At 67.3% G+C, this 21,973-nt stretch carries 22 protein-coding genes; 15 read left to right on the forward strand and 7 right to left on the reverse strand.

Translation table 11 applies throughout. The features are described from left to right. Window positions 1-138 precede the first annotated feature (138 nt). From HOP03_08030 to HOP03_08055, 6 genes are all read left to right on the forward strand, one after another. Complete coding sequence (locus HOP03_08030) at window positions 139-837, forward strand: RDD family protein (protein ID NOT88116.1); 699 nt, start codon at window positions 139-141, stop codon at window positions 835-837. A 35-nt stretch (window positions 838-872) separates the two neighbouring features. Beyond that, window positions 873-1,976 (forward strand): stage II sporulation protein M, encoded by a 1,104-nt coding sequence (locus HOP03_08035; protein NOT88117.1) that lies wholly within the window; start codon window positions 873-875, stop codon window positions 1,974-1,976. Next, window positions 1,973-3,664, forward strand: coding sequence for a DUF4129 domain-containing protein (locus HOP03_08040; GenBank protein ID NOT88118.1), 1,692 nt, complete (start codon window positions 1,973-1,975; stop codon window positions 3,662-3,664). The genes HOP03_08035 and HOP03_08040 overlap by 4 nt, the downstream gene beginning before the upstream one ends. Then, a complete protein-coding gene (locus HOP03_08045; GenBank protein NOT88119.1) occupies window positions 3,661-4,926 on the forward strand; it encodes a DUF4350 domain-containing protein in 1,266 nt (421 codons plus the stop codon). Before HOP03_08040 ends, HOP03_08045 begins: the two co-directional genes overlap by 4 nt. Continuing rightward, window positions 4,923-5,930 (forward strand): MoxR family ATPase, encoded by a 1,008-nt coding sequence (locus tag HOP03_08050; GenBank protein NOT88120.1) that lies wholly within the window; start codon window positions 4,923-4,925, stop codon window positions 5,928-5,930. The genes HOP03_08045 and HOP03_08050 overlap by 4 nt, the downstream gene beginning before the upstream one ends. A gap of 95 nt (window positions 5,931-6,025) precedes the next feature. After that, window positions 6,026-7,324: a DUF58 domain-containing protein gene (locus tag HOP03_08055; GenBank protein ID NOT88121.1), complete on the forward strand. Its 1,299-nt coding sequence runs from the start codon at window positions 6,026-6,028 to the stop codon at window positions 7,322-7,324. 302 nt (window positions 7,325-7,626) lie between these two features. Here the strand turns inward: HOP03_08055 and HOP03_08060 are convergent, their stop codons facing one another. The 5 genes from HOP03_08060 to hemB all read right to left on the reverse strand — a co-directional run bounded on the left by HOP03_08060 (window position 7,627) and on the right by hemB (window position 11,456). Then, window positions 7,627-8,298, reverse strand: a complete 672-nt coding sequence (locus HOP03_08060; protein ID NOT88122.1) for a hypothetical protein — start codon at window positions 8,296-8,298, stop codon at window positions 7,627-7,629. 587 nt (window positions 8,299-8,885) lie between these two features. Beyond that, entirely contained in the window at window positions 8,886-9,242 is a 357-nt protein-coding gene (locus HOP03_08065) for a hypothetical protein (protein ID NOT88123.1), read from the reverse strand. Then, window positions 9,239-9,607, reverse strand: a complete 369-nt coding sequence (locus HOP03_08070) for a hypothetical protein (GenBank protein NOT88124.1) — start codon at window positions 9,605-9,607, stop codon at window positions 9,239-9,241. The genes HOP03_08065 and HOP03_08070 overlap by 4 nt, the downstream gene beginning before the upstream one ends. 3 nt (window positions 9,608-9,610) lie before the next feature. After that, a complete protein-coding gene (gene aroE, locus HOP03_08075; protein NOT88125.1) occupies window positions 9,611-10,450 on the reverse strand; it encodes a shikimate dehydrogenase in 840 nt (279 codons plus the stop codon). A gap of 10 nt (window positions 10,451-10,460) precedes the next feature. After that, window positions 10,461-11,456 carry a porphobilinogen synthase gene (gene hemB / locus HOP03_08080; GenBank protein NOT88126.1) on the reverse strand — a complete coding sequence of 332 codons (996 nt, stop codon included), beginning with the start codon at window positions 11,454-11,456 and terminating at the stop codon, window positions 10,461-10,463. A 195-nt stretch (window positions 11,457-11,651) separates the two neighbouring features. Here hemB and HOP03_08085 point away from each other — a divergent pair, with 195 nt between their 5' ends. Together HOP03_08085 and HOP03_08090 are read left to right on the forward strand one after the other, a co-directional pair. Further along, on the forward strand, window positions 11,652-12,509 hold the full coding sequence (locus HOP03_08085) for an ABC transporter permease (protein ID NOT88127.1): 858 nt from the start codon (window positions 11,652-11,654) through the stop codon (window positions 12,507-12,509). A gap of 142 nt (window positions 12,510-12,651) precedes the next feature. Next, a complete protein-coding gene (locus HOP03_08090; GenBank protein NOT88128.1) occupies window positions 12,652-14,268 on the forward strand; it encodes an ABC transporter ATP-binding protein in 1,617 nt (538 codons plus the stop codon). Between the two features lie 113 nt (window positions 14,269-14,381). Here HOP03_08090 and HOP03_08095 read toward each other — a convergent pair whose 3' ends face one another. Together HOP03_08095 and HOP03_08100 are read right to left on the reverse strand one after the other, a co-directional pair. Next, window positions 14,382-14,630, reverse strand: a complete 249-nt coding sequence (locus HOP03_08095) for a hypothetical protein (GenBank protein ID NOT88129.1) — start codon at window positions 14,628-14,630, stop codon at window positions 14,382-14,384. 72 nt (window positions 14,631-14,702) lie between these two features. Beyond that, window positions 14,703-15,635: a pteridine-dependent deoxygenase gene (locus HOP03_08100; GenBank protein ID NOT88130.1), complete on the reverse strand. Its 933-nt coding sequence runs from the start codon at window positions 15,633-15,635 to the stop codon at window positions 14,703-14,705. 439 nt (window positions 15,636-16,074) lie between these two features. Here HOP03_08100 and HOP03_08105 point away from each other — a divergent pair, with 439 nt between their 5' ends. The 7 genes from HOP03_08105 (at window position 16,075) to HOP03_08135 (ending at window position 21,884) form a co-directional block, all read left to right on the forward strand. Next, window positions 16,075-16,344, forward strand: a complete 270-nt coding sequence (locus tag HOP03_08105; GenBank protein NOT88131.1) for an acyl carrier protein — start codon at window positions 16,075-16,077, stop codon at window positions 16,342-16,344. A gap of 26 nt (window positions 16,345-16,370) precedes the next feature. Continuing rightward, a complete protein-coding gene (locus HOP03_08110; protein ID NOT88132.1) occupies window positions 16,371-17,027 on the forward strand; it encodes a ketosynthase in 657 nt (218 codons plus the stop codon). A 7-nt stretch (window positions 17,028-17,034) separates the two neighbouring features. After that, the gene (locus HOP03_08115) at window positions 17,035-17,364 is read left to right on the forward strand and encodes a hypothetical protein (protein ID NOT88133.1); all 330 of its coding nucleotides are present in this window, start codon (window positions 17,035-17,037) and stop codon (window positions 17,362-17,364) included. A 10-nt stretch (window positions 17,365-17,374) separates the two neighbouring features. Further along, a complete protein-coding gene (locus HOP03_08120; protein NOT88134.1) occupies window positions 17,375-18,349 on the forward strand; it encodes an acyltransferase in 975 nt (324 codons plus the stop codon). Then, window positions 18,309-18,980, forward strand: coding sequence for a fatty acyl CoA synthetase (locus HOP03_08125; GenBank protein ID NOT88135.1), 672 nt, complete (start codon window positions 18,309-18,311; stop codon window positions 18,978-18,980). The genes HOP03_08120 and HOP03_08125 overlap by 41 nt, the downstream gene beginning before the upstream one ends. Window positions 18,981-19,107: 127 nt before the next feature. After that, window positions 19,108-21,459: an MMPL family transporter gene (locus tag HOP03_08130; protein ID NOT88136.1), complete on the forward strand. Its 2,352-nt coding sequence runs from the start codon at window positions 19,108-19,110 to the stop codon at window positions 21,457-21,459. Beyond that, window positions 21,456-21,884 (forward strand): phosphotransferase, encoded by a 429-nt coding sequence (locus HOP03_08135; protein NOT88137.1) that lies wholly within the window; start codon window positions 21,456-21,458, stop codon window positions 21,882-21,884. Before HOP03_08130 ends, HOP03_08135 begins: the two co-directional genes overlap by 4 nt. The last annotated feature ends 89 nt before the right edge of the window (window positions 21,885-21,973 follow it).

Consider the following 21,973-nt stretch of genomic DNA (forward strand, 5'->3'; position numbering starts at 1 on the left):
CCGCCGAATACGACGACAGACGACGGGATCCGGGGCACACAGGATGCGGGACAGAAGCGGGGCGACATCAAGGCGGCCGAACAGCGGCTGCGCATACACGCCGAAGGCAACTCGCCGCACCGTCGGGACCGTGGTTCGATGACCGTTCGCGCGACCGCGCTCGACACCGTCCGCAATGTCTACACGCCCGAAGGCGTGGCCCTGCGCCTGCCGGCGGCGGGGCCGGTGCCGCGTTCGATCGCCTGGCTGATCGACACCGCGATCCGCTGGGGCATCCTGCTGGTGACCTCGCTGGTGGTCAGTCTGATCGGCAAGGCCGGCTACGGCATCTATCTGCTCGTGTATTTCATAGTGTTCTGGGGATATCCGATTCTCTGCGAAGTGCTGTTCGACGGACAGACGCCGGGCAAGCGCGCGCTGGAGCTGCGGGTGGTTGCCGATGACGGCGCGCCGGTGGGTTGGCTGGCGTCGATCACCCGCAATCTGCTGCGCACCGTCGACTTTCTGCCGGTGGGCTACGGCGTGGGCCTGGTCGCGGGGTTCGTCGATCCGTGGGGTCGGCGGCTCGGCGATATGGTCGCCAAGACCATGGTGATCCATGCGCCGCGCGACCGGCAGAGCCTGCGACCGCCGGTGGAGGGCGCGCAGGCGCCGCTGAAGCCGCTGCAGCAGCAGGAACAGGCGGCGGTGATCGCGTTCTCCGAGCGTGCGCCGCAACTCACCCAGGAGCGCCGCGCGGAGCTGGCCGACATCGCCGCGCCGGTGGTCGGCGTGGGCGGCGCGCTGGGCGTGCTGCGGCTGCAGGCGGTCGCCAATTGGCTGCTGGGGCGGCAATGAATCGCACGTCCGCATCCAGCATGAAGCAGGCGGTGATGAAGCAGGAGGCGTTCGTCGCCCGGCACGCCGCCGAATGGACCGAATTCGAGGCCTGGCTGGTCGCGCGCGGCGACAGCCCGCGCGAGGCGCGCCTGAAGCAGGCCCAGTGGCATGGACTGCGCGACGAGGACGTGCCGGCACGGTATCGCCGGCTTTGCCAGCAATTGGCGCTGGCGCGCAGCCGCGGCTACAGCCCGCAGGTGGTGGAACGCCTGCAGGCGCTGACCCAGCGCGGCCACGCGGTGTTCTATCGCGCGCCGCCGCCGCAGTGGCGCCGCGCGCTGGAATTCTTCCTCGCCGATTTTCCGCGCCTGGTGCGCGCGCAGCGCGGCTGCCTGCTGGCCGCGCTGCTGCTGTTCGTGGTGCCGCTGGTCGGTTCCTTCGTGGCGGTGCAGATCTCGCCCGAGCTGATCTACAGCGTGTACGAACCCGGCGCGGTCGCCGGCATGGAAGAGATGTACGACCCCGCCGATCCGCAGCGCAAGCTCGGGCGCGAGAGCGGCGACGATCTGGCGATGTTCGGCTTCTATGTCATGAACAACGTCAGCATCGCCCTGCGCACCTTCGCCAGCGGGCTGATCGCGGGTGTCGGCACCATTTTCGTGCTGGTCATGAACGGGCTGATGATCGGCGGTGTCGCCGGGCATCTGCAGGGCGTGGGTCACGGCGATCCGTTCTGGCGTTTCGTCGCCGGCCATTCGGCGCCGGAGCTCACCGCGATCGTGCTCGCGGGCGCCGCAGGCCTGAGGATCGGACTGGATCTGGTCGCGCCCGGGCGGCGACGGCGCGTCGATGCGCTGATCGAAGGCGGCAAGGTCGGCGCCAAGCTGTGCCTCGGCATCTTCGCGATGCTGGTGTTCGCCGCGTTCGTGGAAGCGTTCTGGTCGTCGATCGGCTGGATCCCGGCGATGGTGAAATTCACCGTCGGCGGCGTGCTGTGGACGCTGACCTTGCTCTGGCTGGCATTAGGCGGGCGAAGCGGATCCGCTAACGCGGCACCGCCGCGTGATCCGCTGAGCGCCCGGCCAAGGATGGCCGGGCCGGGCGATCCGAAGCTCGCAGCGTCGCGCCAGGGACGGCAACGAGACGCGTCGCCATGAAGCTTGAAACCCTGACCGTCGAACTGCGCCCGCGCTCGCCCTGGGAGGCGATGGAGCTGGGCAGCGCGCTGGTGCGCAAACACGCCCGTGCGATCTGGATTCCGTGGCTGCTGGTCACCGGCGCGGTGTTCGTGCTTCTGAATCTCGCGGCCTGGGCGATCGGCCACATCTGGCTGGCCGGACTGCTGTTCTGGTGGCTGCGGCCGGCGTTCGATCGCATCCCGCTGTACGTGCTGTCGCGCGCGGTGTTCGGCAGCGTGCCCAGCATTGCCGAGACCCTGCGCGCGCAGTTGACCTGGGGTTGGCGGCCGATGCGCGGCTATCTCACCTGGCGCCGATTGAGCCCGCTGCGCGCGGTGATGCTGCCGATCGATCTGCTGGAAGGCGCCGACCCCGCACGACTCGGCGAGCGTCGCCGGGTGATCGGCGTCGGTCTGGGTGGCCATGCGGTGCAGCTGTTCGTGATGTGCGCGAACTTCATCCTCGCCATCGAGCTGTCGCTGTTGCTGCTGACGGCGATCGCGGTGCCCAACGAATTGCTGCCCGAAGCGGCGCGCGCGGCGTGGGCGATGATCACCGAAGCGCCGCCGGCATGGGCGCTGATCGCGCTGAATCTGGTGGACTGGCTGGCGGCGGGCTTCATCGAACCGTTCTATATCGGCGCCGGCTTCGGTCTGTACCTCAATCGTCGCACGCAATTGGAAGCGTGGGATCTGGAAATCGCATTCCGGCGCATGCGCAAGCGGCTGGAAGCGGCCGGTGGCGCTATCGTGTCGATCATCCTGCCGATCGCCCTGCTGGCGTTCGTGCTGCTGTTGCCGATGGCGATGCCGGCGCAGGCCAGCGAACGCGAGGACGGGACCTGTCCTTTTCCGGATAAGACGACGCAAGCGAAGCAGTCCACGGCGCAGACCAGCGCTGGCGCACCGCCGATCGTCGTGCCGGATGCCGCGAAAGACGCTCAGGACGACAACGCGCCCGCCGAAGCCGCCGCCGAACCGGAAGCGCAGATCGAAACGTCGACGCTGGAGGAGATCTTCGGCGAAGACACCGCCGATCACGGCGCGTTCGGCAAAGCGGTCGGCAAGGCGTATCAGGATCCGCTGCTGCGCCCGAAACAGAAAACCACCACGTGGGAACGTCGCGACAAGAAGAAGGACAAGGAGCCGGAAGCGGCCGATGTTCCGCAGTTGAAATGGCTGGCGGCGCTGGTCGGCTTCGTCGCCGAATACGGCCTGTGGTTCCTGCTTGGCGTGCTGGTGCTGATGCTGGCGATCACCGCGAAACGCTGGTGGCCGTGGCTGCTTGGTGCTGCGGCAAAGCCTGAAGACGAACCGATGCCGGTCGAAATGACCGCGATTTCCCACACCGAACCGCTGCCGCCGGATATCGCGACGGTCGCGCGCCGGCTGTGGGCCGAAGGCCAGCCGCGCCGCGCGCTGGCGTTGCTGTATCGCGCCAGCGTCGAAGCGATGAGCGCGCGCGTCGATGCGCACCTGCCGCCGGGGGCGACCGAAGCCGAATGCCTGCGCCTGTCGCGACGCATGCCGGTGGTGGAAGACCGCGACGCCTTCCAGCGCATGGTCCGCATCTGGCAGTACGCCGCCTACGGCCAACGCCTGCCGACGGCCGATGAATTCGATGCGCTGCTGCAGACGCTGGCGCAACGCTTCGGGTGGCAGTCATGAGCCGGCGTGCGGATGCCATCCGCGTCGTCCTGATCGCGCTGGTGGTCGCGGGCCTGGTCGGCGGTTTCGTCGCGTGGTGGATGCACACCTACAAGCGCGTGGTCAACACCATCGATCTGCCGCCGAAGGGCGAAGCCTCGTACAACCCGCTGTACGCGCTGAAGATCGCGCTGGGCAAGGACGGCCAACGCGTCGACTCGCGCCAGCGCCTGGCCCTCGACGACCATCCGCTGAAACCGGCCGACACCCTGCTGCTGCTCGGCGACACGCGCACGCTGCCGGCCGCCGACAGCGCGCGCCTGCTCGACTGGGTCGAAGCCGGCGGCCATCTGATCGTGCGCACGCCGCCACCCGGCGTGGTGATCGGCGAAGACAAAGTACCGCTGCTCAGCGAGATCGGCATCGCGCTGGTGGATGCGCCGCTTGCAGAAGAGACGTTCGTGGACGAAGAGTCGTCCGACGGCAAGCCTGCCAACGGCGAAACGGCTGGTGGTGAAGCGGCAGTCGACGAAACAGTCGACGACACCTCCACCGACAGCGGATCGACCTGTCTCGGTCTGCAGGTGGCGAAGATGGACGAGCACACCGAGTTCTGCGACGGGCGCTGGTTCCAGTTCACCGAAGACGATGCCGAAGTCATGGCGCTCTGGGGCGATGACGACATCGCGCAATACGGCTACGCCCGCGTGCCGTGGGGCGAAGGCAGCATCGATGTGCTCGCCGATCTGGATTTCCTCGTCAACGCGAAGCTCGAAGACAGGCCGCATCGCGCCTTCACCCGGCAACTGCTGCAGCCGAACTACGCGCGCGCCGGCACCTTCCATCTGATCTACAGCGCCAACATGCCGCCGCTGTGGCGGCTGTTGCTGGATCACGCCTGGCGCGTGCTGCTGCCGCTGCTGCTGGCGCTGTTCGTGTGGCTGTGGATGCGCGCCGAACGCCTCGGCCCGGCGCGGCCGTCGCCGCTGCCGGATCGCCGTTCGCTGCTGGAACACGTGCAGGCCAGCGGCGATCACCTGTATCGCTACGGCCGCCGCGCCACGCTCTACACCGCCGTGCACGACGCCTTCCTGCGCCGCCTGCGCCAGCGCGACCCGTATGCCGCCGCGCTCGAAGGCCCGGCGCAGATCGACGCCATCGCCAAGCGCACCGGCATGACTGTCGCCGACATCGAGGCCGCCCTGCGCTATCCGCGCCCCGGCGACGCCAAGGATTTCGTCATCCGCATCACCAAACTTCTGCAGCTGAGAAAACGACTATGACCACGCTCTCGACCCACGAGTCCACCGCCGCCGCGCCCGCACCGATCGTCGGCGAAGCACTGGTCGCGCGCGCCGCCGCCGTGCGCGACGAAGTCGCCAAGGCCTTCATCGGCCAGGACGAGGTGCTCGACCAGATCCTGATCGTGCTGCTCGCCGGCGGCCATGTGCTGATCGAAGGCGTGCCCGGCCTCGGCAAGACCCTGCTGGTGCGCGCGCTGGGCCAGGCGCTGGGCTGCGGCTACGGCCGCGTGCAGTTCACGCCCGACCTGATGCCCAGCGACGTCAGCGGCCACGCGGTCTACGACCCGAAGACCGAACGCTTCGCCATTCGCCGCGGCCCGATCTTCACCAACCTGCTGCTGGCCGACGAAATCAATCGCGCACCGGCGAAGACCCAATCCGCACTGCTCGAAGCGATGCAGGAACAGCAGGTCACCATCGAAGGCAGCAGCCATCCGCTGCCGGCGCCGTTCATGACACTGGCCACGCAGAACCCGGTCGAACAGGAGGGTACGTATCCGCTGCCCGAAGCGCAGCTCGACCGCTTCCTGCTGAAAGTGCTGATCGACTACCCCTCGCACGCCGACGAAGTCAGCATGGTCACTGCGGTGAGCCACGGCCGCGCCGCCGCGCATTTCGATCTGTCGCAGGTCGTCAGCGTGCTCAGCGCCGAGGAGATCGTCGCGATGCAGCAGGGCACCGCGCAGGTGACCGTCGATGCGGCGGTGATCGATTACGCGGTGCGCATCGTCACCACCACGCGCAAGTGGCCGGGCATCGCGCTCGGCGCCGGCCCGCGCGGCAGTCTCGCGCTGGTGCGTGCGGCGCGCGCGCAGGCGGTGTTGGCAGGCCGCGATTTCGTCACCCCCGACGATATCCGCAGCATCGCCAAGCCGGCATTGCGCCATCGCATCGCGCTGTCGCCGGAAATGCAGATCGAAGGCCAGACGCCGGATCAGGTGCTGGAAGCGCTGCTCGCCAAGGTCGAAGCGCCCCGGCAGTGAGTGCGACGACCGCCCGCACGACACCGAAGCCCGCGCTTCCGCTGCCGGCCGCCGCGCGCGGCGTGGTGCGCGCGTGGCCGCGTCCCGCGCCAGCGATGGTGTGGGCGCTGGTCGCGTGGGCCGCGCTCGGTCTCGCCGTGAGTATGGGCGTCGTGCCTGCGCGCCATTGGTTGATCGCGTTCGCGGTGCTGATGGTGCTGGGCGCGATCGATCTGTGGCGGCTGACGCGCGCGCCCACGCCGGAAGTCGCGCGCGCCCTGCCCGAGGCCTGGCCGATCGGCGTGACCCGCGATGTCGAACTGCGGATCGAACACTACGGCCGCCGCCAGCGCGTCACCGTGCACGATCTGCATCCCGGCGACTGGGACATCTCCGAAGGCGTCGCGCGCGATATGCCGCGCACGCTGACCCTCGCCGCCGACAGCGTGTCCACGCTGAGCTATCGCCTGCGTCCGCAGGTGCGCGGCAATTTCCGCTTCGAAGGCACGCAATTGCGGCTGCATTCCGGCCTGCGCCTGTGGCGACAATCACGGATCGTCGGCGTACCGCAGTCGGTGCGCGTGTTCCCCAATTTCGCGCCGCTCGCGGGCTTCGCGCTGTTCAGCGCCGAACAGGCGTCGCGGCTGGTCGGCGCGCATATCAAGCGCCGTCGCGGCGAAGGCACCGACTTCCACCAGATGCGCGAATACCGGGTCGGCGACAGCATGCGCCAGATCGACTGGAAGGCCACGGCGCGCGCGCGCAAGTTGATCTCGCGCGAATACCAGGACGAAAAGAACCAGCAGCTGCTGATGGTGGTCGACACCGGCCGGCGCATGCTTGCGCACGAAGGCGGGCTGTCGCATTTCGATCGCGCGCTGGACGCGACCCTGGTGGTGTCGTACATCGCGCTGAAGCGCGGCGACGCGGTCGGGCTGTTCACCGTCGGCGGCGAACAGCGCTGGGTCGCCCCGCAGCGCGGCATGGCCGCCATCGACACCCTGCTGCGCGCCAGCTACGACCTGCAGCCCACGCCGGTCGCCACCGATTATCTGGCAGCCTCCACTGAACTCGCATTGCGCCAGCGCCGCCGTGCGCTGGTGATGCTGGTGACCAACCTGCGCGACGAAGACATCGAAGACGTGCTCGGCTCGGTGCGCCTGCTGCAGCGCCGGCATCTCGTCGTCGTCGCCAGCCTGCGCGAACGCGATCTCGACGAAGCGCTGGATCAACCCATCGACGACGTGCGCAGCGCCGTCCGCGCCGCCGCCGCCAGCCGCTACATCGCCCAGCGCGCCGCCGCGCACGAAATCCTGCGCAACCACCGCGTCACCGTGCTCGACGTCACCTGCGAACAATTGCCTGCGGCGCTGGTGGAGCAGTATCTGTCGATCAAGCGGAGTGGGTTGTTGTAGAGCCTGCCCCGGACTTGATCCGGGGTCGGGCCCTGGCCCGACATTGCAGTGCCTCAGGTCGCCTCGCGCAATGATCGAAATAATTCGTTGAGCGAATCAGTGTCGCCGCGCGTGAATGAAGGAATTCGCTTTCAACACAGAAACACCTTCACCACAAACCCGTAGCCCGGGTGCGCGCGCAGCGCGTAGCCGGGAGGGACTTGCCGAACAATTTCATCGATTTGGCATCCCGGGTGGGGCCGTTGTCCCCACCCGGGCTACTTCACTGCGGTCTTCGGTCCAACAAAGGCGATTGCACTGCTTCATTCGGCCATACGCCAGCGATGGATGGAGATGTTCTTGGTGAAGTCGCAGATGTCGTTGGCCTGCGTCTGGTTGAGGCCAAAATACAAGTCGTATGTGTTTCCGCCTGCTGGCGTGATGCTGGGGCCGATCGTGGCGCAGTAGGGAGAGCCGGAATTGGCAATGATGGTCTGTGCGCTATGGAAATTGGTGTTCGTTGCGCCGATGGCTTTCTTGATGTCGCCCCTGAGCTGGTAGCCGTTAGGCGAGCCGGTATAGACGTTGAAGAACAGATGCCATTGACCGTTGAAGAACCGCACTTCGGGATTCGTCATTGTTTCGTTGCTGGCGTAGACGACGGATGCCGAAATCGCATTGCGATTGCCATCGACTTTCGCCATTTTAATGACACCCAAATTCAATCTATCTGCGTAGTAAACCTTCCAGAAAGAACCATCCGCTTGTTGGTCGATGATTGCGGAAGGCTCGGCGGACCCCAGCCCTGAAGACAACAGCATTTTGTGTGCGCCCCATTCGATGCCATTGGAGGACACCGACGACCAGATCTGGTTTCCGGCTTGCGGGTCGCAGGTTTGCTGCGGTGGGAATTTCATGCAAACCGTGTAGAACATCGTGTACTGATATCGGCCAGACAGATTGTTCCAATGCTTCGTGACGGAAGGATCGGCCACGTGAGTGACGTCCGGGCCCAACATTGCAGGCGAGAGAACTATCTGATACGAGCTCCAAGTGTTTCGGTTGGTCGTTGTACGGTAGTAGATATGATCGTTGAAGACGCCAGCAACCTGCCAAGCGCTATACCACATTTTGTGCGTGGCGCCATCTGTCAGCACAGTCGGTGCATAGACGTTGGCTCCAGAAAATAGCGCGCGGCCTTCAATCAGCGAAGGCCGCCGCGGCGGGAACGGAGGCGATGGCACTCGAAAAACAAAGCATGAGTGCGGAAATCTGTTTCAAAATTCTCATGGTGGAATGTCCTTATTCATTCAGCAGGAGGAGAATGTCATTGAAGCCCAATTAATTTGAGCTTTTTCTAAACTATACAAATTCCACACGCGTATCAAGGATGGAGCGAACAAGCGCCCTATTCGCATCTGTATACGTCGACTTGTCGCCCACGAATTCTTCCGCAAGCCGAAGCTTCAGTAAGCAGGTTGGGCTGAAATGACAAGCAAGCTGAACGCATGAGCCGAAAGCGTCATGCGCCGGTTTTCACACCAAGCAAGGTGCATGACGCTTCGCTTATGCACCCTGCGTTCTACGCGCGACGCGGCTGGCAGCGCGTCGGCACCACCGAAACCGGCGAAGTGCGCTTCGAGCGCGACAACCGCAGCGAACCATAAGTAGGCTGGGCTGAAAAGCCCAGCATGCCGTTGGACGAAGATGCTGGGCTTTCAGCCCAGCCTACTTTTCCAAGCAGGCGCAAGCACCGACCGGATGAACGGATCCTTCGCATCCGTACCGGTTTCGCCGCAAGTCCAGGGACGGACGTGCTGCCGATATGTTCGACGGCCACGACAAGCGGCGAGAACACGCCGAGCAGTTCTTCGCGGATGCCGCGAAAGATATCAGGCCACTGCGCAGAATAAGGGCTGACGACGAACGCCGGTGTCATGGCGCCTTGAGGCGGTCGTCCTCGTTCGCGACCGTCCGCGTCGCAGTGCACAATCCCCATACCACCGCCAGCAGGCCGCCCATCGACACCAGATTCAGCGCGATGCGGACCGCGCTGAGGATCGAGAACATCCGCTGTATGAAGACGTGATCGCCGGCCGCGTTCGCGATCAGGATCTGCTGATAGATGCCGAGCCCGAGCGCGAGCAGCGACATGCACAGCATCACGCCGATGCCGATCAGGCCGAGCCTGCGCGCGGGTCCGGGCCGTGCGGTGGTTCCCAGCAGCGCGAGCGCGATGCCCAGGCCGAAGAGTTCCGGCAGGGAATACGCGAGCAGGGTGAGCCACTGCACCATCGATTCCATCGCTCAGTCTCCGGTAACCAGCGCGGCATGCCGGGTCTGCAGTTCGGCGTAGACCGGGTCGGTGTCGGGGCGCACGCCGTGCCAGAGGAAGAAACTTTCCGCCGCCTGTTCGACCAGCATGCCGAGGCCGTCGATGGCCTCGCGAGCGCCAGCGGCGCGTGCCCAGGCGAGGAACGGAATCGCCGCTTCGCCATAGCTCAGATCGACGGCGGCGGTGCGCGGGCCGACCAGCGACATCGGCAGCGCCGGCAGGCTGCCGTGACGGGTGGCCGACGTCGCGTTGATGATCAGTTCGAATTCGCCGAGCGTCTGGATGTCGTCGAAATAGCGCGAATGCACGCGACCGGGTTCGCCGAGCAGATCGGTCAATGCATCGGCTTTCTGCGGGTCGCGATTGACCACGAACAGATCGCCGATGCCCGCATCCAGCAGCGCCGGTGCGACCCCGCGCGCGGCGCCGCCGGCACCGATCATCAGCGTGCGTCGTCCGCGCAGATCCAGGCCATGACGGCCGGTGAGGTCGCGCACCAGACCGGCGCCGTCGGTGTTGTCGCCCAGCCAGCCGATGCCGTGCTTGATCAGCGTATTGACCGCACCGGCGCGCTTGGCGCGCGCGCTGAGCAGATTGCACAGTTCGGCCGCGCGCTGCTTGTGCGGCAGGGTGACATTGCCGCCCTCGCCGCCGCTGCGCGCGAACGACGACAGCGTGCCGGGGAGATCGCCGGGCGCGCATTCGATCGCGAGGTAGTCCATTGCGATGCCGGATTGCTTCGCGAAGGCCTGATGGATTTTCGGCGAGAGCGAATGCAGGACGGGGTGACCGAAGACGGCGTAACGTTTCATCGAGGGCTCCTCAGCCTTGCGCTTCGCGCAGCCAGCGCGCCGCATCCAGTGCGAAATAAGTCAGCACGCCATCGGCGCCCGCGCGCTTGAACGCGACCAGGGCTTCCAGCGCACAGGCGCGTTCGTCGAGCCAACCGTTCTGCGCGGCGGCCTTCAGCATCGCGTATTCGCCGCTGACCTGATAGACGAAGGTCGGCGCGCCGAATTCATCCTTCACCCGACGCACGATATCCAGATACGGCAGGCCCGGTTTGACCATGATCATATCGGCGCCTTCGTCGAGATCCTGCGCGACTTCGCGCAGCGCTTCGTCGGAGTTCGCGGGGTCCATCTGGTAGCTGTACTTGTTGCCCTTGCCGAGCGCGCCGGCCGAGCCCACCGCGTCGCGGAACGGGCCGTAGAAGCTGCTGGCGTATTTCGCGGCGTAGCTGAGGATGCGGGTGTGGATATGGCCGCCGACTTCCAGCGCTTCGCGGATCGCGCCGATGCGGCCGTCCATCATGTCGCTGGGCGCGACCACGTCGGCACCGGCGCGCGCATGCGACAGCGCCTGCTGCACCAGCGCTTCGACGGTTTCGTCGTTGACCACGTAACCGCTGTCGTCGATCAGCCCGTCCTGGCCGTGCGAGGTATAGGGATCGAGCGCGACGTCGGTGATCACGCCGAGATCCGGGAAGCGCTGTTTGAGCGCGCGTACGGCGCGCTGCATCAGGCCTTCGTCGTCCCATGCGGCCACGCCGTCGAGCGATTTCGCTTCGGGCGCGGTGACCGCAAACAGCGCGAGCGCCGGCACGCGCAGTTCGCTGGCCTGTTCGGCGACCTTCAGCAGTTCGTCGATCGACAGCCGTTCGATGCCGGGCATCGAGCCGATCGGCGCGCGGCCGTCCAGCTCGTGGACGAACACCGGATAGATGAGGTCGTTGGTGGTGAGGACGTGTTCGCGCATCAATCGACGCGAGAACTCGCTGCGGCGCATGCGGCGGAGCCGGGTATAGGGAAAGTTCATGGTGGAATCATACGCCCGGGATTCGGGAAGCGCTCCTGTAGGAGCGACGGAAGTCGCGACCGGGCGACGAAGGATTTTCCGAAGGGATCGTTGGCCCGAGCGCTTCGTTCCGATCTCCTGCATCCTTCTGGTACATCGGCGCGCCGTCGCGGCTCCCGCCGCTCCTACGAAAACAGGAGCGCATACAATCGCCCGATGCGATTCTTCCGCACCCTGCCGCCGATGGCCCGCGCCTGCCTGCTGTTCCTCGGCGGGCTGACGCTGCTGTGCTGGCTCGGGCCGCTGTGCATCGGCTTCGATCCGCATCGCCCGGACTGGGATGCGCTGTCGGTGGCGCCGGGCGTCGGCGGCCACTGGTTCGGCACCGATGCCATCGGCCGCGATGTGTTCGCGCGCACCCTGGCCGGTGGGCGCCTGTCGTTGACCGTCGGTTTTCTGGCGAGTCTGGTCGCGCTGATCGTGGGTCTGGGTTTCGGCGCCAGCGCGGGACTCGCGGGCGGCTGGCCGGAGCGGCTGATGCTGCGCGTGCTCGACATGGCCAGCGCGCTGCCGTTCCTGCTGATCGTGATCCTGCTGCTGACCCTGTTCGAGCGCTCGCTGTGGTTGCTGCTGGTGGCGATCGGCGGCTATGTGTGGATCGATCTGGCGCGGGTGATGCGCGCCGAAAGCGCGCGGCTGCGCGAGATGCCGTTCATGCTCGCAGCCACGGCGGCGGGCGCGGGTTTCGGCCAGCGGCTGCGCTGGCATGCGCTGCCGAATCTGCTGCCGCTGGCGTTCGTGTATCTGGGCCTGATCCTGCCGCAGGCGATCCTGGTCGAAAGCTTCCTCGGTTTCCTCGGTCTGAGCGTGGATGAACCGTCGGCGAGCTGGGGCACGCTGTTGTCCGAAGGCGTGCAGGAACTCGACAGCGCACCGTGGACGCTGCTGTTCCCGGCGGGCTTTCTGGTCGCGACACTGGCGGCGTTCCAGTTCCTCGGCGATGCACTGCGCGACTGGCTGGATGTGCATGCCGATACGCGACAGGACACCACGACGGAATCTGCCGCGGCATGAGTCCGCGTCGCACAGGTCACTGGGCCGTCATCCCCGCGAACGCAGGGACCCAGCGTCGTGGTTGCTTCACGAATCTTGTTGTGGCGTGCAAAGACGCTGGGTTCCCGCGTTCGCGGGAACGACGGTGTGCTGGGGTGCCGCAATGACGATTACGTTGCGCACGCTGGAAGTCTCTGTCGGCAGCCGCAGGCTGCTCGGCCCGCTCGATCTGGATCTGCTGCCGGGGCAGTGTCTCGGCGTGGTCGGCGAAAGCGGCAGCGGCAAGAGTCTCACCGCGCTGTCGCTGTTGGGTTTGCTGCCGTCGGGGCTGCGCGCCAGCGGCGGACTGGCGCACGACGGCATCGAGATCGCGTCGAATACGCGCGCGCATGCGGCGCTGCGCGGTCGCGTGATCGGTTGGGTGCCGCAGGATCCGCTGGCGGCGCTGCATCCGCTGCGCACGGTCGGCGCGCAGCTGGTCGAAACCCTGCGCGCGCACGGCCAGCCGGACAGCGAAGCGCGGGCGCTGCTCGAACGCGTGCAACTGCCGGAACCCGCAGCGTCGCTGCGACGCTTTCCGCACCAGTTTTCCGGCGGGCAACGGCAGCGCATCGCGATCGCTTTGGCACTGTGCAGCCGGCCGAAGTATCTGATCGCCGACGAACCGACATCGGCGCTCGATGCGCGGATCGCGCGCGACGTGCTGGATCTGCTCGATGCGCTGCGCCGCGAGGACGGCCTCGGCCTGATGCTGATCAGCCACGATCTGCCGCTGGTCGGCGCGTATGCCGAACACGTGCTGGTGCTGCAGCGCGGCGATGTGGTCGAACGCGGCGCGACCGCCGAGGTGTTCGCGCATCCGCAGCATGCGTACACGCGCGAGTTGATCGAGGCGGACACGCTGCCGCATGCCTCTGTGGGAGCAGCATCTGTGGGAGCGGCGGAAGCCGCGATGGATGTTGCGGAAAATCCTTTCGGAGTGCTAGCTGGCGCTTCCATCGCGGCTTCCGCCGCTCCCACAAAAGCAAAGCCCCTGCTCCGTGCAGAGTCCATGCGCATGCACTACCCGCGCGCGCCCAAGCCCGCGCTGGACGATGTCTCGCTCACGCTGCATCGCGGCGAAGGCCTGGCGCTGCTGGGCGAAAGCGGCAGCGGCAAGAGCACGCTCGGCCGCGCGGTGCTGCGGCTGCTGCGCGGCGCGCAGGGCCGGGTGTGGTTGGACGATGTCGAATTGACGGCGCTGAAAGGCGCTGCATTGCGCGACATGCGCAAACGCATCGGCGTGGTGTTCCAGGATCCCTACGCATCGCTCGATCCGCGCATGCGCGTAGCCGACATCGTCGGCGAACCGCTGCGCATCCACGGTATCGGCGATGCGGCGTCGCGGCTTGCGAAAGCGGGGGAACTGCTGACGGCGGTCGGGCTCGATCCCGACATGGGCGCGCGCTGGCCGCACCAGTTCTCCGGCGGGCAGCGTCAGCGCATCGCGATCGCGCGAGCGCTGGCCTGCGATCCGGATCTATTGGTTTGCGACGAAGCGGTGTCCGCGCTCGATGCGCATCACCGTCGCGAAATCCTCGCGCTGCTGGCGACGTTGAAACGCGAACGGGGGCTGGCGCTGTTGTTCGTCACCCACGATCTGTCTGCCGCCGCAGCGGTGGCGGAGCGCATCGCGGTGCTGGATGCGGGCAGGATCGTGGAGATCGGCGATGCCGCCGAAGTGTTGCGCGCGCCACAGCATGCGCATACGAAGGCGCTCGTCGAAGCAAGGCGGTGGTAGGGCGGGCCCTGGCCCGCCGTTTTGATGTTTACTTTACTGTCCCGAATTTCTTGAACAACGACGACAGCGGCGGGCTTGAGCCCGCCCTGCGACATCGTTTTTGTCGAGTGGGATCAGATGATCCCGCCGCCCATGCTCAAGCGGATCGCGGCGACGACGATGACGATGGCGTTGAGGATCAGGCCGGCCTTCGCTCGGCCGCGTTTTTCCTGCGAGGTCAGCAGGATGCCGATCGCGGCGATGATCGCGCCGACGCCGGCGAACGGGATGATCAGCCAGTTGCTCCAGCCGAGCAGCGGCACCAGCCCGATGAACATCAGCAGCATCGCAACGATGCCCCAGAGCAGACTGATCAGACCCATGTGCTTCCCCTTCGAGGATGGCCGCGAAAGCGCGGACCGGCAGTGCGGAAGATGGATGCGCGACCGGCGAATTCAAGCATGGACGCCGTCGATCTCCACCGCCAGCTCGCGGCGGCAGATCGCGGCGTGCAGCAGGATGCGCGGGACCGAGTTGCCGAAGCGGGCGTCCAGGGCCTGCGCCACCACCGGCAGGTCCTCGGCGTCGCGCACGTAGACCTTCAGCCGGGTGCCGGTGCCGAACCCCGCCGGCAGCAGCGGCTGGTGGCGGCGCGCTTCGGCCAGCAGCGCATCGAAGTTGGCGAAGGTCTCGCCGATCTGGCCGAGCAGTTCGCCCACGTGCAGCGACGCGTGGCCGACCACGCTGGCGGTGCCGGAGAGCAGCAGCGGCATCCGGCTGTCCGGCGGCGGCAGCATCGCGCGGGCGAAGCTCGGCGACTGCGGGCCGTACTGGCGCGGGTAGCGGTAGGCACTGACCTGGCGCGGATTCTCCACCGGCGTGCCGCCACGGTCCGCCGACAGCCAGTAGACCTGCAGGGTGCGCTGGCCGTCGCAGCGGCCGATCGCGGTCGCTGCCGGCAGTTCGATGGTGTCGAACCGGCCGAGCCCGCGGGCGCGGCCGACGCAGAACTGGCGGTAGCGCTCGGCGTCGCCAACGCCCTGGGTGATCGCGTCGAGGTAGTTCCACACCCGCAGCAGATGCGGCGTACGGCTGCCGGAGACGAAGCCGACCAGCTGCGCGTAGGCGCGCTCGGCGGCCTCGCAGATATCGCTGTGGTCGGGGTGTTCGCCCGGAGGTTCGTCGATCTCGATCACGCCGAAGGTCAGCTGGCCGTCGCTGGACCAGCGGATCTGGCCGGTCTGCGCGTCGCCTTGGGTGCCGTAGTCGACCGGGCCGGCGCTGCGCCAATGCTCGAACGGGGCGGTGCCGTAGGGCTGCAGCGGAATGCGCAGATAGCGCGGGTCGTCGCAGTGCGGGGCATCGTTGCCGAAGCCGAAGACCGCCAGGGTGTCGGCGGAGAGCAGGGCTTCGGGGGTGCCCGCCTGCACGTAATCGACGGAAAGCGCCGCGCCGGGCCGGGTCATCGGCCGGCTCATCGCGAACGCATCCGCGAAGCGGTGGAAGACAGCGCCGCACGGGCGGTTCCGACCTGAACCATGGAAGTGTCGCGCGCCGTCCTGGGCCGGGTCGATCCGGGAGGTTCCATTCCCGTGCGTGTCGCGTCGATTCGGACCGTCATGCTCTTCTTGTTGCAGTCTGAGACTGGCATCATACCGCGCGGCGCGATGCCGCCGCCCGGCCTTGCCGGTCGGCGACCCGGGCCCGGTATGCCCTCCCCTCGGACCGACCGGCGCCAGCGTGGTCGGCGGGCGCCTGATGACGTCGTGCAGCCGCCGCTTGCGGTCGCTTCGCGCGGCGTGTCCCTTTCTCTCTGGATGGTTTGCCATGTCTGCACTGACTCCCGCCGAACTCGCATTGGCGGAATTGCTGGTCGAGAGCCTGAATCTGGACGGCGTTGTCGCCGCCGATATCGACCCCGATGCGCCGCTGTTCGGCGCCGGCCTCGGCCTGGACTCGATCGACGCGCTCGAACTGTCGCTGGCGATCAGCAAGCGCTACGGCTTCCAGCTGCGTTCGGACAACGACGAGAACCGCCGCATCTTCGGTTCCCTGCGCGCGCTGTCGGCGCATGTCGAACAGCACAAGACGGTGTGACCGCCGCACTGCGGCTGTTGCTGCTGATGGCGTACCTGCCGTTGGCCCATTTCGCGGGCACCCGCCACTCGCCGACGCTGGCGGTGCTCGCGCTGGGCGATCTCGCGCTGCTGGTCCTGATCGAAGCCCTGCTGCGTCGGCGTCTGTCCGCATGGCTGGCGTTGGCCGCGAGCGTCGTGGCGCTGGTCCTGCTTGCGCGCACGCCTTACGCGCTGACGCCGTTGCTGCTGGTGCCATCGGTGTTCACGGCGATGATCGGCGGGTGGTTCGCGCGCAGCCTGCGCGCCGGCCGCGAGCCGCTGATCGCGAAAGTCGTAGGCGCGCTGTATGCGCAGGCCGGCATGCCGCTGACGCCGCGACACCGCAGCTACACCCGCCAGCTGACCCTGGCCTGGGCGCTGCTGCTGGCCGCGATGACACTGCTGAATCTCGCGCTCGCGTTGATCGCGGTGCCGGACGGCGTACTGGCGCAGTTCGGGATCGTCGCGCCGGTCACCGTCACCGGTGCGCAATGGTCGTGGATCGCGAACATCGCCAACTACGGGGTGATGGGCGGCTTCATGCTGGTCGAATTCCAGTTGCGCAAGCGTGTGTTCCCGGTGCGACCGTATCGCAACGCCTTCGATTTCGGGCGCCGCATGGCCGCGCTCGGCCCGGCGTTCTGGCGCGACTTTTTCCACTGACCGTGCCATGACCGACTTCACCATCCCCGCCGATCATCCCTGCCTGCCCGGCCATTTCCCCGGCCAGCCGATCGTGCCCGGCGTGGTGGTGCTGGATCGCGTGCTGGCGGCGATCGAAGCCCGGTACGGCGCGCTCGGTGCGCTGCGGATGCCGCAGGTCAAATTCCTGCAGCCGCTGTTGCCGGAACAGACGGCACGGATCGAACTGCAGCCCGCGGCCGATGCGCCCGATGCACCGCCGCGCTGGCGTTTCCGGGTGCTGCGCGACGACATCCTGATCGCCAGCGGCGAGGTGCATCCAGAATGCCGCGCCAGCGCCGAGGCGCCAGCCGGATGAGCGACGCACGATGAGTACCGAGTGGAAACAACGACCGGAAGGCGGCGGTCGCTTCGCGCTGTGGCTGATCCGTACCATCGGCCGTTACGGCGGGCGCGGGATCGCGCGCCTGCTGTTGTTTCCGATCACCCTGTATTTCCTGATCCGCCGTGGGCCGGAACGCGCGGCGTCGTGCGCATGGCTGTCGTGCGCGCTGGGTCGCCGCGCGACGCTGTGGGATGCGGCGAAACATGTGCATACCTTCGCGGCGACCATCCTCGACCGGGTGTTCCTGCTCGGCGGGAATACGCGCCGTTTCGATGTGACCGTGCGTGGCCTGGAGGATCTGCACGCGCATCTGGACCAGGGTCGCGGCATGCTGCTGTTCGGTTCGCACCTGGGCAGCTTCGAAGTGCTGCGGGTGCTGTCGCGGCAGCGGCCGGACTACACCATCCGCGTGGTCCTGGACAAAGCCCACAACCGGGCCCTGACCGAACTGCTGGACGCGCTGAATCCCGAGATCGCGGCGACCGTGATCGACGCTGGGCAGGACGGTCCGGGGCTGATGCTGGAGATCCAGCAAGCGGTGCAGGGCGGCGCGATGGTCGCACTGCTGATCGACCGCGCGCATCCCGGCGGGCAGACCGCGATGGCGCCGTTCTTCGGCCGGGAGGCGCCGTTCCCGATGGCGCCCTGGCAGATCGCCGCCGCGCTGAAGGCGCCGGTCACGCTGGCCTTCGGCCTGTATCGTGGCGGCAAGCGTTACGACCTGATCTTCGAGAACTTCAGCGACGGCATCGACATCCCGCGAGCACAGCGCAAGGAGGCGGTCGCGGCCTTGATCCGCCGTTACGCCGCGCGGCTGGAGGCCGTGGCGCGTCAGGCGCCGTACAACTGGTTCAATTTCTACGATTTCTGGGGCGTCGAGGCGCCGCGTACCGATGACGAACGTGCTGCCCGAGACCATGCTGCCGACAAGCCTGCTGCGCCGAATCGTTCCGTCTAGCCTGGCAGCGTCGCTCATCCTGTGCGCCGCGCCGGTCCGCGCGCAAAGCGTGGACAGCGGCTGGATCCTGCAGGCATTGGCGCGACCCGCGCCGATGCGCACCGCATTCGTCGAAGTGCGCGATTCGCCGCTGCTCAAACAGCCGCTGCGCCTGTCGGGCGAATACCGTCGCCCGAACAACGACACCCTGGTGCGCGAAGTGCGCGCGCCCTATCGCGAAACCACCACGCTCGTCTCCTCGAAATCCGGCCCAGGCGAAGCCCGCATCGCCCGCGACGGCAAACCGACACGCATGTTCCCGCTCTCGCGGGTGCCGGAACTCGCCGGCCTGCAGAACAGTTTCGGCGCGCTGCTCGCCGGCGACCGCGCGCTGGTCGAACGCGTCTACCGCATCGGCGCGCAGGGCGACCGCACGCGCTGGACATTGACCCTCGTACCCAAAGACAAAGCGCTGGCCGCGCGCGTCCGCGACATCGTGCTGTACGGCCAGGGCGCGGAACTGCGCTGCATCGAAACCCGCCCGGTCAAGGGCGAACTGCAGCGCACGCTGCTGGCCAGCGCGGCGCTGGCGGTGAAGGCCAAGACCGATGCGGCAGCGATACAGACCTTGTGCCGGCATGGTGTGAAGTGATCGGCATCGCGCCCAAGCGTTGTCATCCCGAGCATGGCGAGGGACCTGTTGTTGCTTTTTCGCGACGACAAGAGCAACAACAGGTCCCTCGCCTTCGGCTCGGGATGACAGCAAAAGAAACGCTCGCATGACCGCCACCCGCCGCACCGCGCTCGCGCTCGCCTGGCTGATCGTATTGATCGTTGCCGGATTCGTCATCGGCGAGCGCCTGCAGGTCAGCGGCGACCTGCGCAAATTCATGCCCTCCGCCGAAACCCCGGCGCAGAGACTGCTGCTGGACGAACTGGGCGAAGGCCCGGGCTCGCGGCTGCTGCTGATGTCGCTGTCCGGCGCCGGGGCCGAAGCGCTCGCCGCGCAGTCGCAACGCATCGCGCAGACCCTGGCCGCCGACGATCGCTTCGGCCTTGTCGCCAACGGCGGCGAACAGGCCCTGGATGCGATTCCCGAACGCCTCCGCCCGTATCGCTATCTGTTGTCGAACACGCTCGATGCGCAGCCGCTCGATGAAGCCTATCTGCGCGACGAACTCGACGCCCGCGTGCAGGATCTGGGCTCGCCGGCGGCGGCGCTGATCGAACCGCTGCTGCCGTCCGATCCCACGCTGGAAACGCTGCGCATCGCCGAGGCGCTGCAGCCGGCGAACGCGCCGCAGCGCCTGCATGGCGTGTGGTTCGACGAGTCGGGGCGGGAAGCGCTGCTCGCGATCGAAACCAGGGCGGCGGGCTTCGATCCGAGCGGCCAACAGCTGGCGGTGGACGCGATCCGGAACGCCTTCGACGATGCGCGCGGCGACAGCGGGACCACGATGATCCTGACCGGCCCCGGCGCGTTTTCGGTGGAGATCGGCGGTCGCACCCAGCGCGAATCGGCATGGATCGGCATGATCGACACCATCGGCCTGATCCTGCTGCTGCTGATCGCGTACCGAAGCTGGCGCACGCCCTTGTTCGGCGTGCTGCCGCTCGCCAGCGCGGGCCTTGCCGGCCTGGGCGCGGTTGCATGGCTGTTCGACGGTGTGCACGGCATTACCGTCGCGTTCGGCTTCACCCTGATCGGCGTGGTCCAGGACTATCCGATCCATCTCTTCAGCCACCAGCGCGCCGGCCTCTCGCCGTGGGCGAACGCGCGCGCGATCTGGCCCACGCTCGCCACCGGCGTCGCATCGACGTGCATCGCCTATGTGACCTTCCTGTTCTCCGGCGTCGATGGCCTGCAGCAACTCGCGGTGTTCACCATCGCCGGGCTCGGTGTCGCCGCCTTGACCACGCGCCTGCTGCTGCCGGCGTTGATCGATCCCGCGCCGCGGGGCTTCAAGAATGGCGATATCGCCGCATCGCCGCGCCTCGCGACGCTCTGGAAAGCGGTCGCGCGGGTGCCGCGACCGCGCGCCCGGCAGCTCGCGTCGCTGGCCGCGCTGTCCATCGCCATCGTCGCGTTCGCACCCGGCGCGTTCTGGCAGAACGATCTGTCGAAACTCACGCCGGTGCCGGCGGACGCGCTCGCGCAGGACGCGCATCTGCGCGACGCGCTGGGCGCGCCGGATGTGCGCTATCTGCTGGCGGTGCGCGGTGCGGACACCGAGCAGGCGCTGCAGCGCGTCGAAGCCCTGCATCCGAAGCTCGATGCATTGATCGTACGCAAGGCCATCGCCGGCTACGACAGCGCGGCGCGCGTGCTGCCCAGCGCCGCCACCCAGCGCGCGCGCCAGGCGAAACTGCCGGTGCCCGGAACGCTGCGCGCATCGCTCGATGCCGCCGTGGCGGCCACGCCGTTCCGCAGCGATGCATTCGAGGATTTCGTCGCCGATATCGAACGCGCGCGCATCGCCGCGCCGCTCGCCGCACGCGATCTCGCGGGCACGCCGCTGGCGACGCGCATCGGCGGCCTGCTGCTGGAAAACAGCGGCCACGCGACGGCGCTGGTTTCGATGACGGGCCTGTCCGACCCGGCGACGGTCGCGCGTGCGACCGCTGCGCCAGGCGTCGAGCTGCTCGATCTGAAGACCGCCTCCGAATCGCTGGTCGAAGCCTATCGCGAGCGTGTATTGCTGGCGCTCGCGGTCGCCGCACTGCTGCTGTCGATCACGGTCTGGCTCGCGCTGCGCTCGCCGCATCGCGCCTTGCGCGTGCTGCTGCCGATGGCGCTGACCACGCTGATCGTCCTAGCCGTGCTGCGCGCGTGCGGCGTCGAACTGACCCTGTTCCATCTGGTCGCGCTGATCCTCGCCGCAGGGCTCGGTCTGGACTACGCATTGTTCTTCGAGCATGCCGGCGACGACTACGCAGACCAGCTGCGCACGCTGCACGCGCTGATCGTCTGCAGCCTGATGACGCTGCTGGTGTTCTTCCTGCTGGCGCTGTCGTCGATCCCGGTGCTGCGCGCGATCGGAGTCACCGTCACCCTGGGCGTGATCGGCAACTTCGTGCTGGCGCTGTTGATCGCGCGGCATGCCGCCGCTCCCACCGGTGGGGTTTCGTGATCGCACGCCACGCCATCGAAGCGATGATCCCGCACAAAGGCGGCATGTGCCTGTGGGACGAAGTGATCGACTGGGACGCGCAGCGCATCCGCCTGCGCACCCGCAGCCATCGCGACGCGGCGAACCCGCTGCGCCACGACGAACGCTTGCGCGCGGTGCATCTGTGCGAATACGGCGCGCAGGCGATGGCGGTGCACGGTGGCCTGCGCGGCGCGGCGGCCGGCGGCGAGCCCAAGGTCGGTTTTCTGGTCGCGCTGCGCAATGTCGAACTGCGCGTCGCGCGCATCGACGATCTGACCGATGCGCTGGAATGCGAGGCGGAGCTGCTGGCGGAAAGCGAAGCGAGTCAGCAATATGCGTTCTGCATCGTGCATGCGGGGCAGACCGTCGCGGTAGGCCGTGCGGCGGTGATGTTGCAGGTCTGAACCCCCGTGTAGGAGCGGCGCAAGCCGCGATTGGACGTGGCAAGTCTTGCTGCAATCAATCGCGGCTTGCGCCGCTCCTACAGAAACTC

It is taken from the genome of Lysobacter sp. (assembly GCA_013141175.1).
Lineage (GTDB): Bacteria > Pseudomonadota > Gammaproteobacteria > Xanthomonadales > Xanthomonadaceae > Lysobacter_I.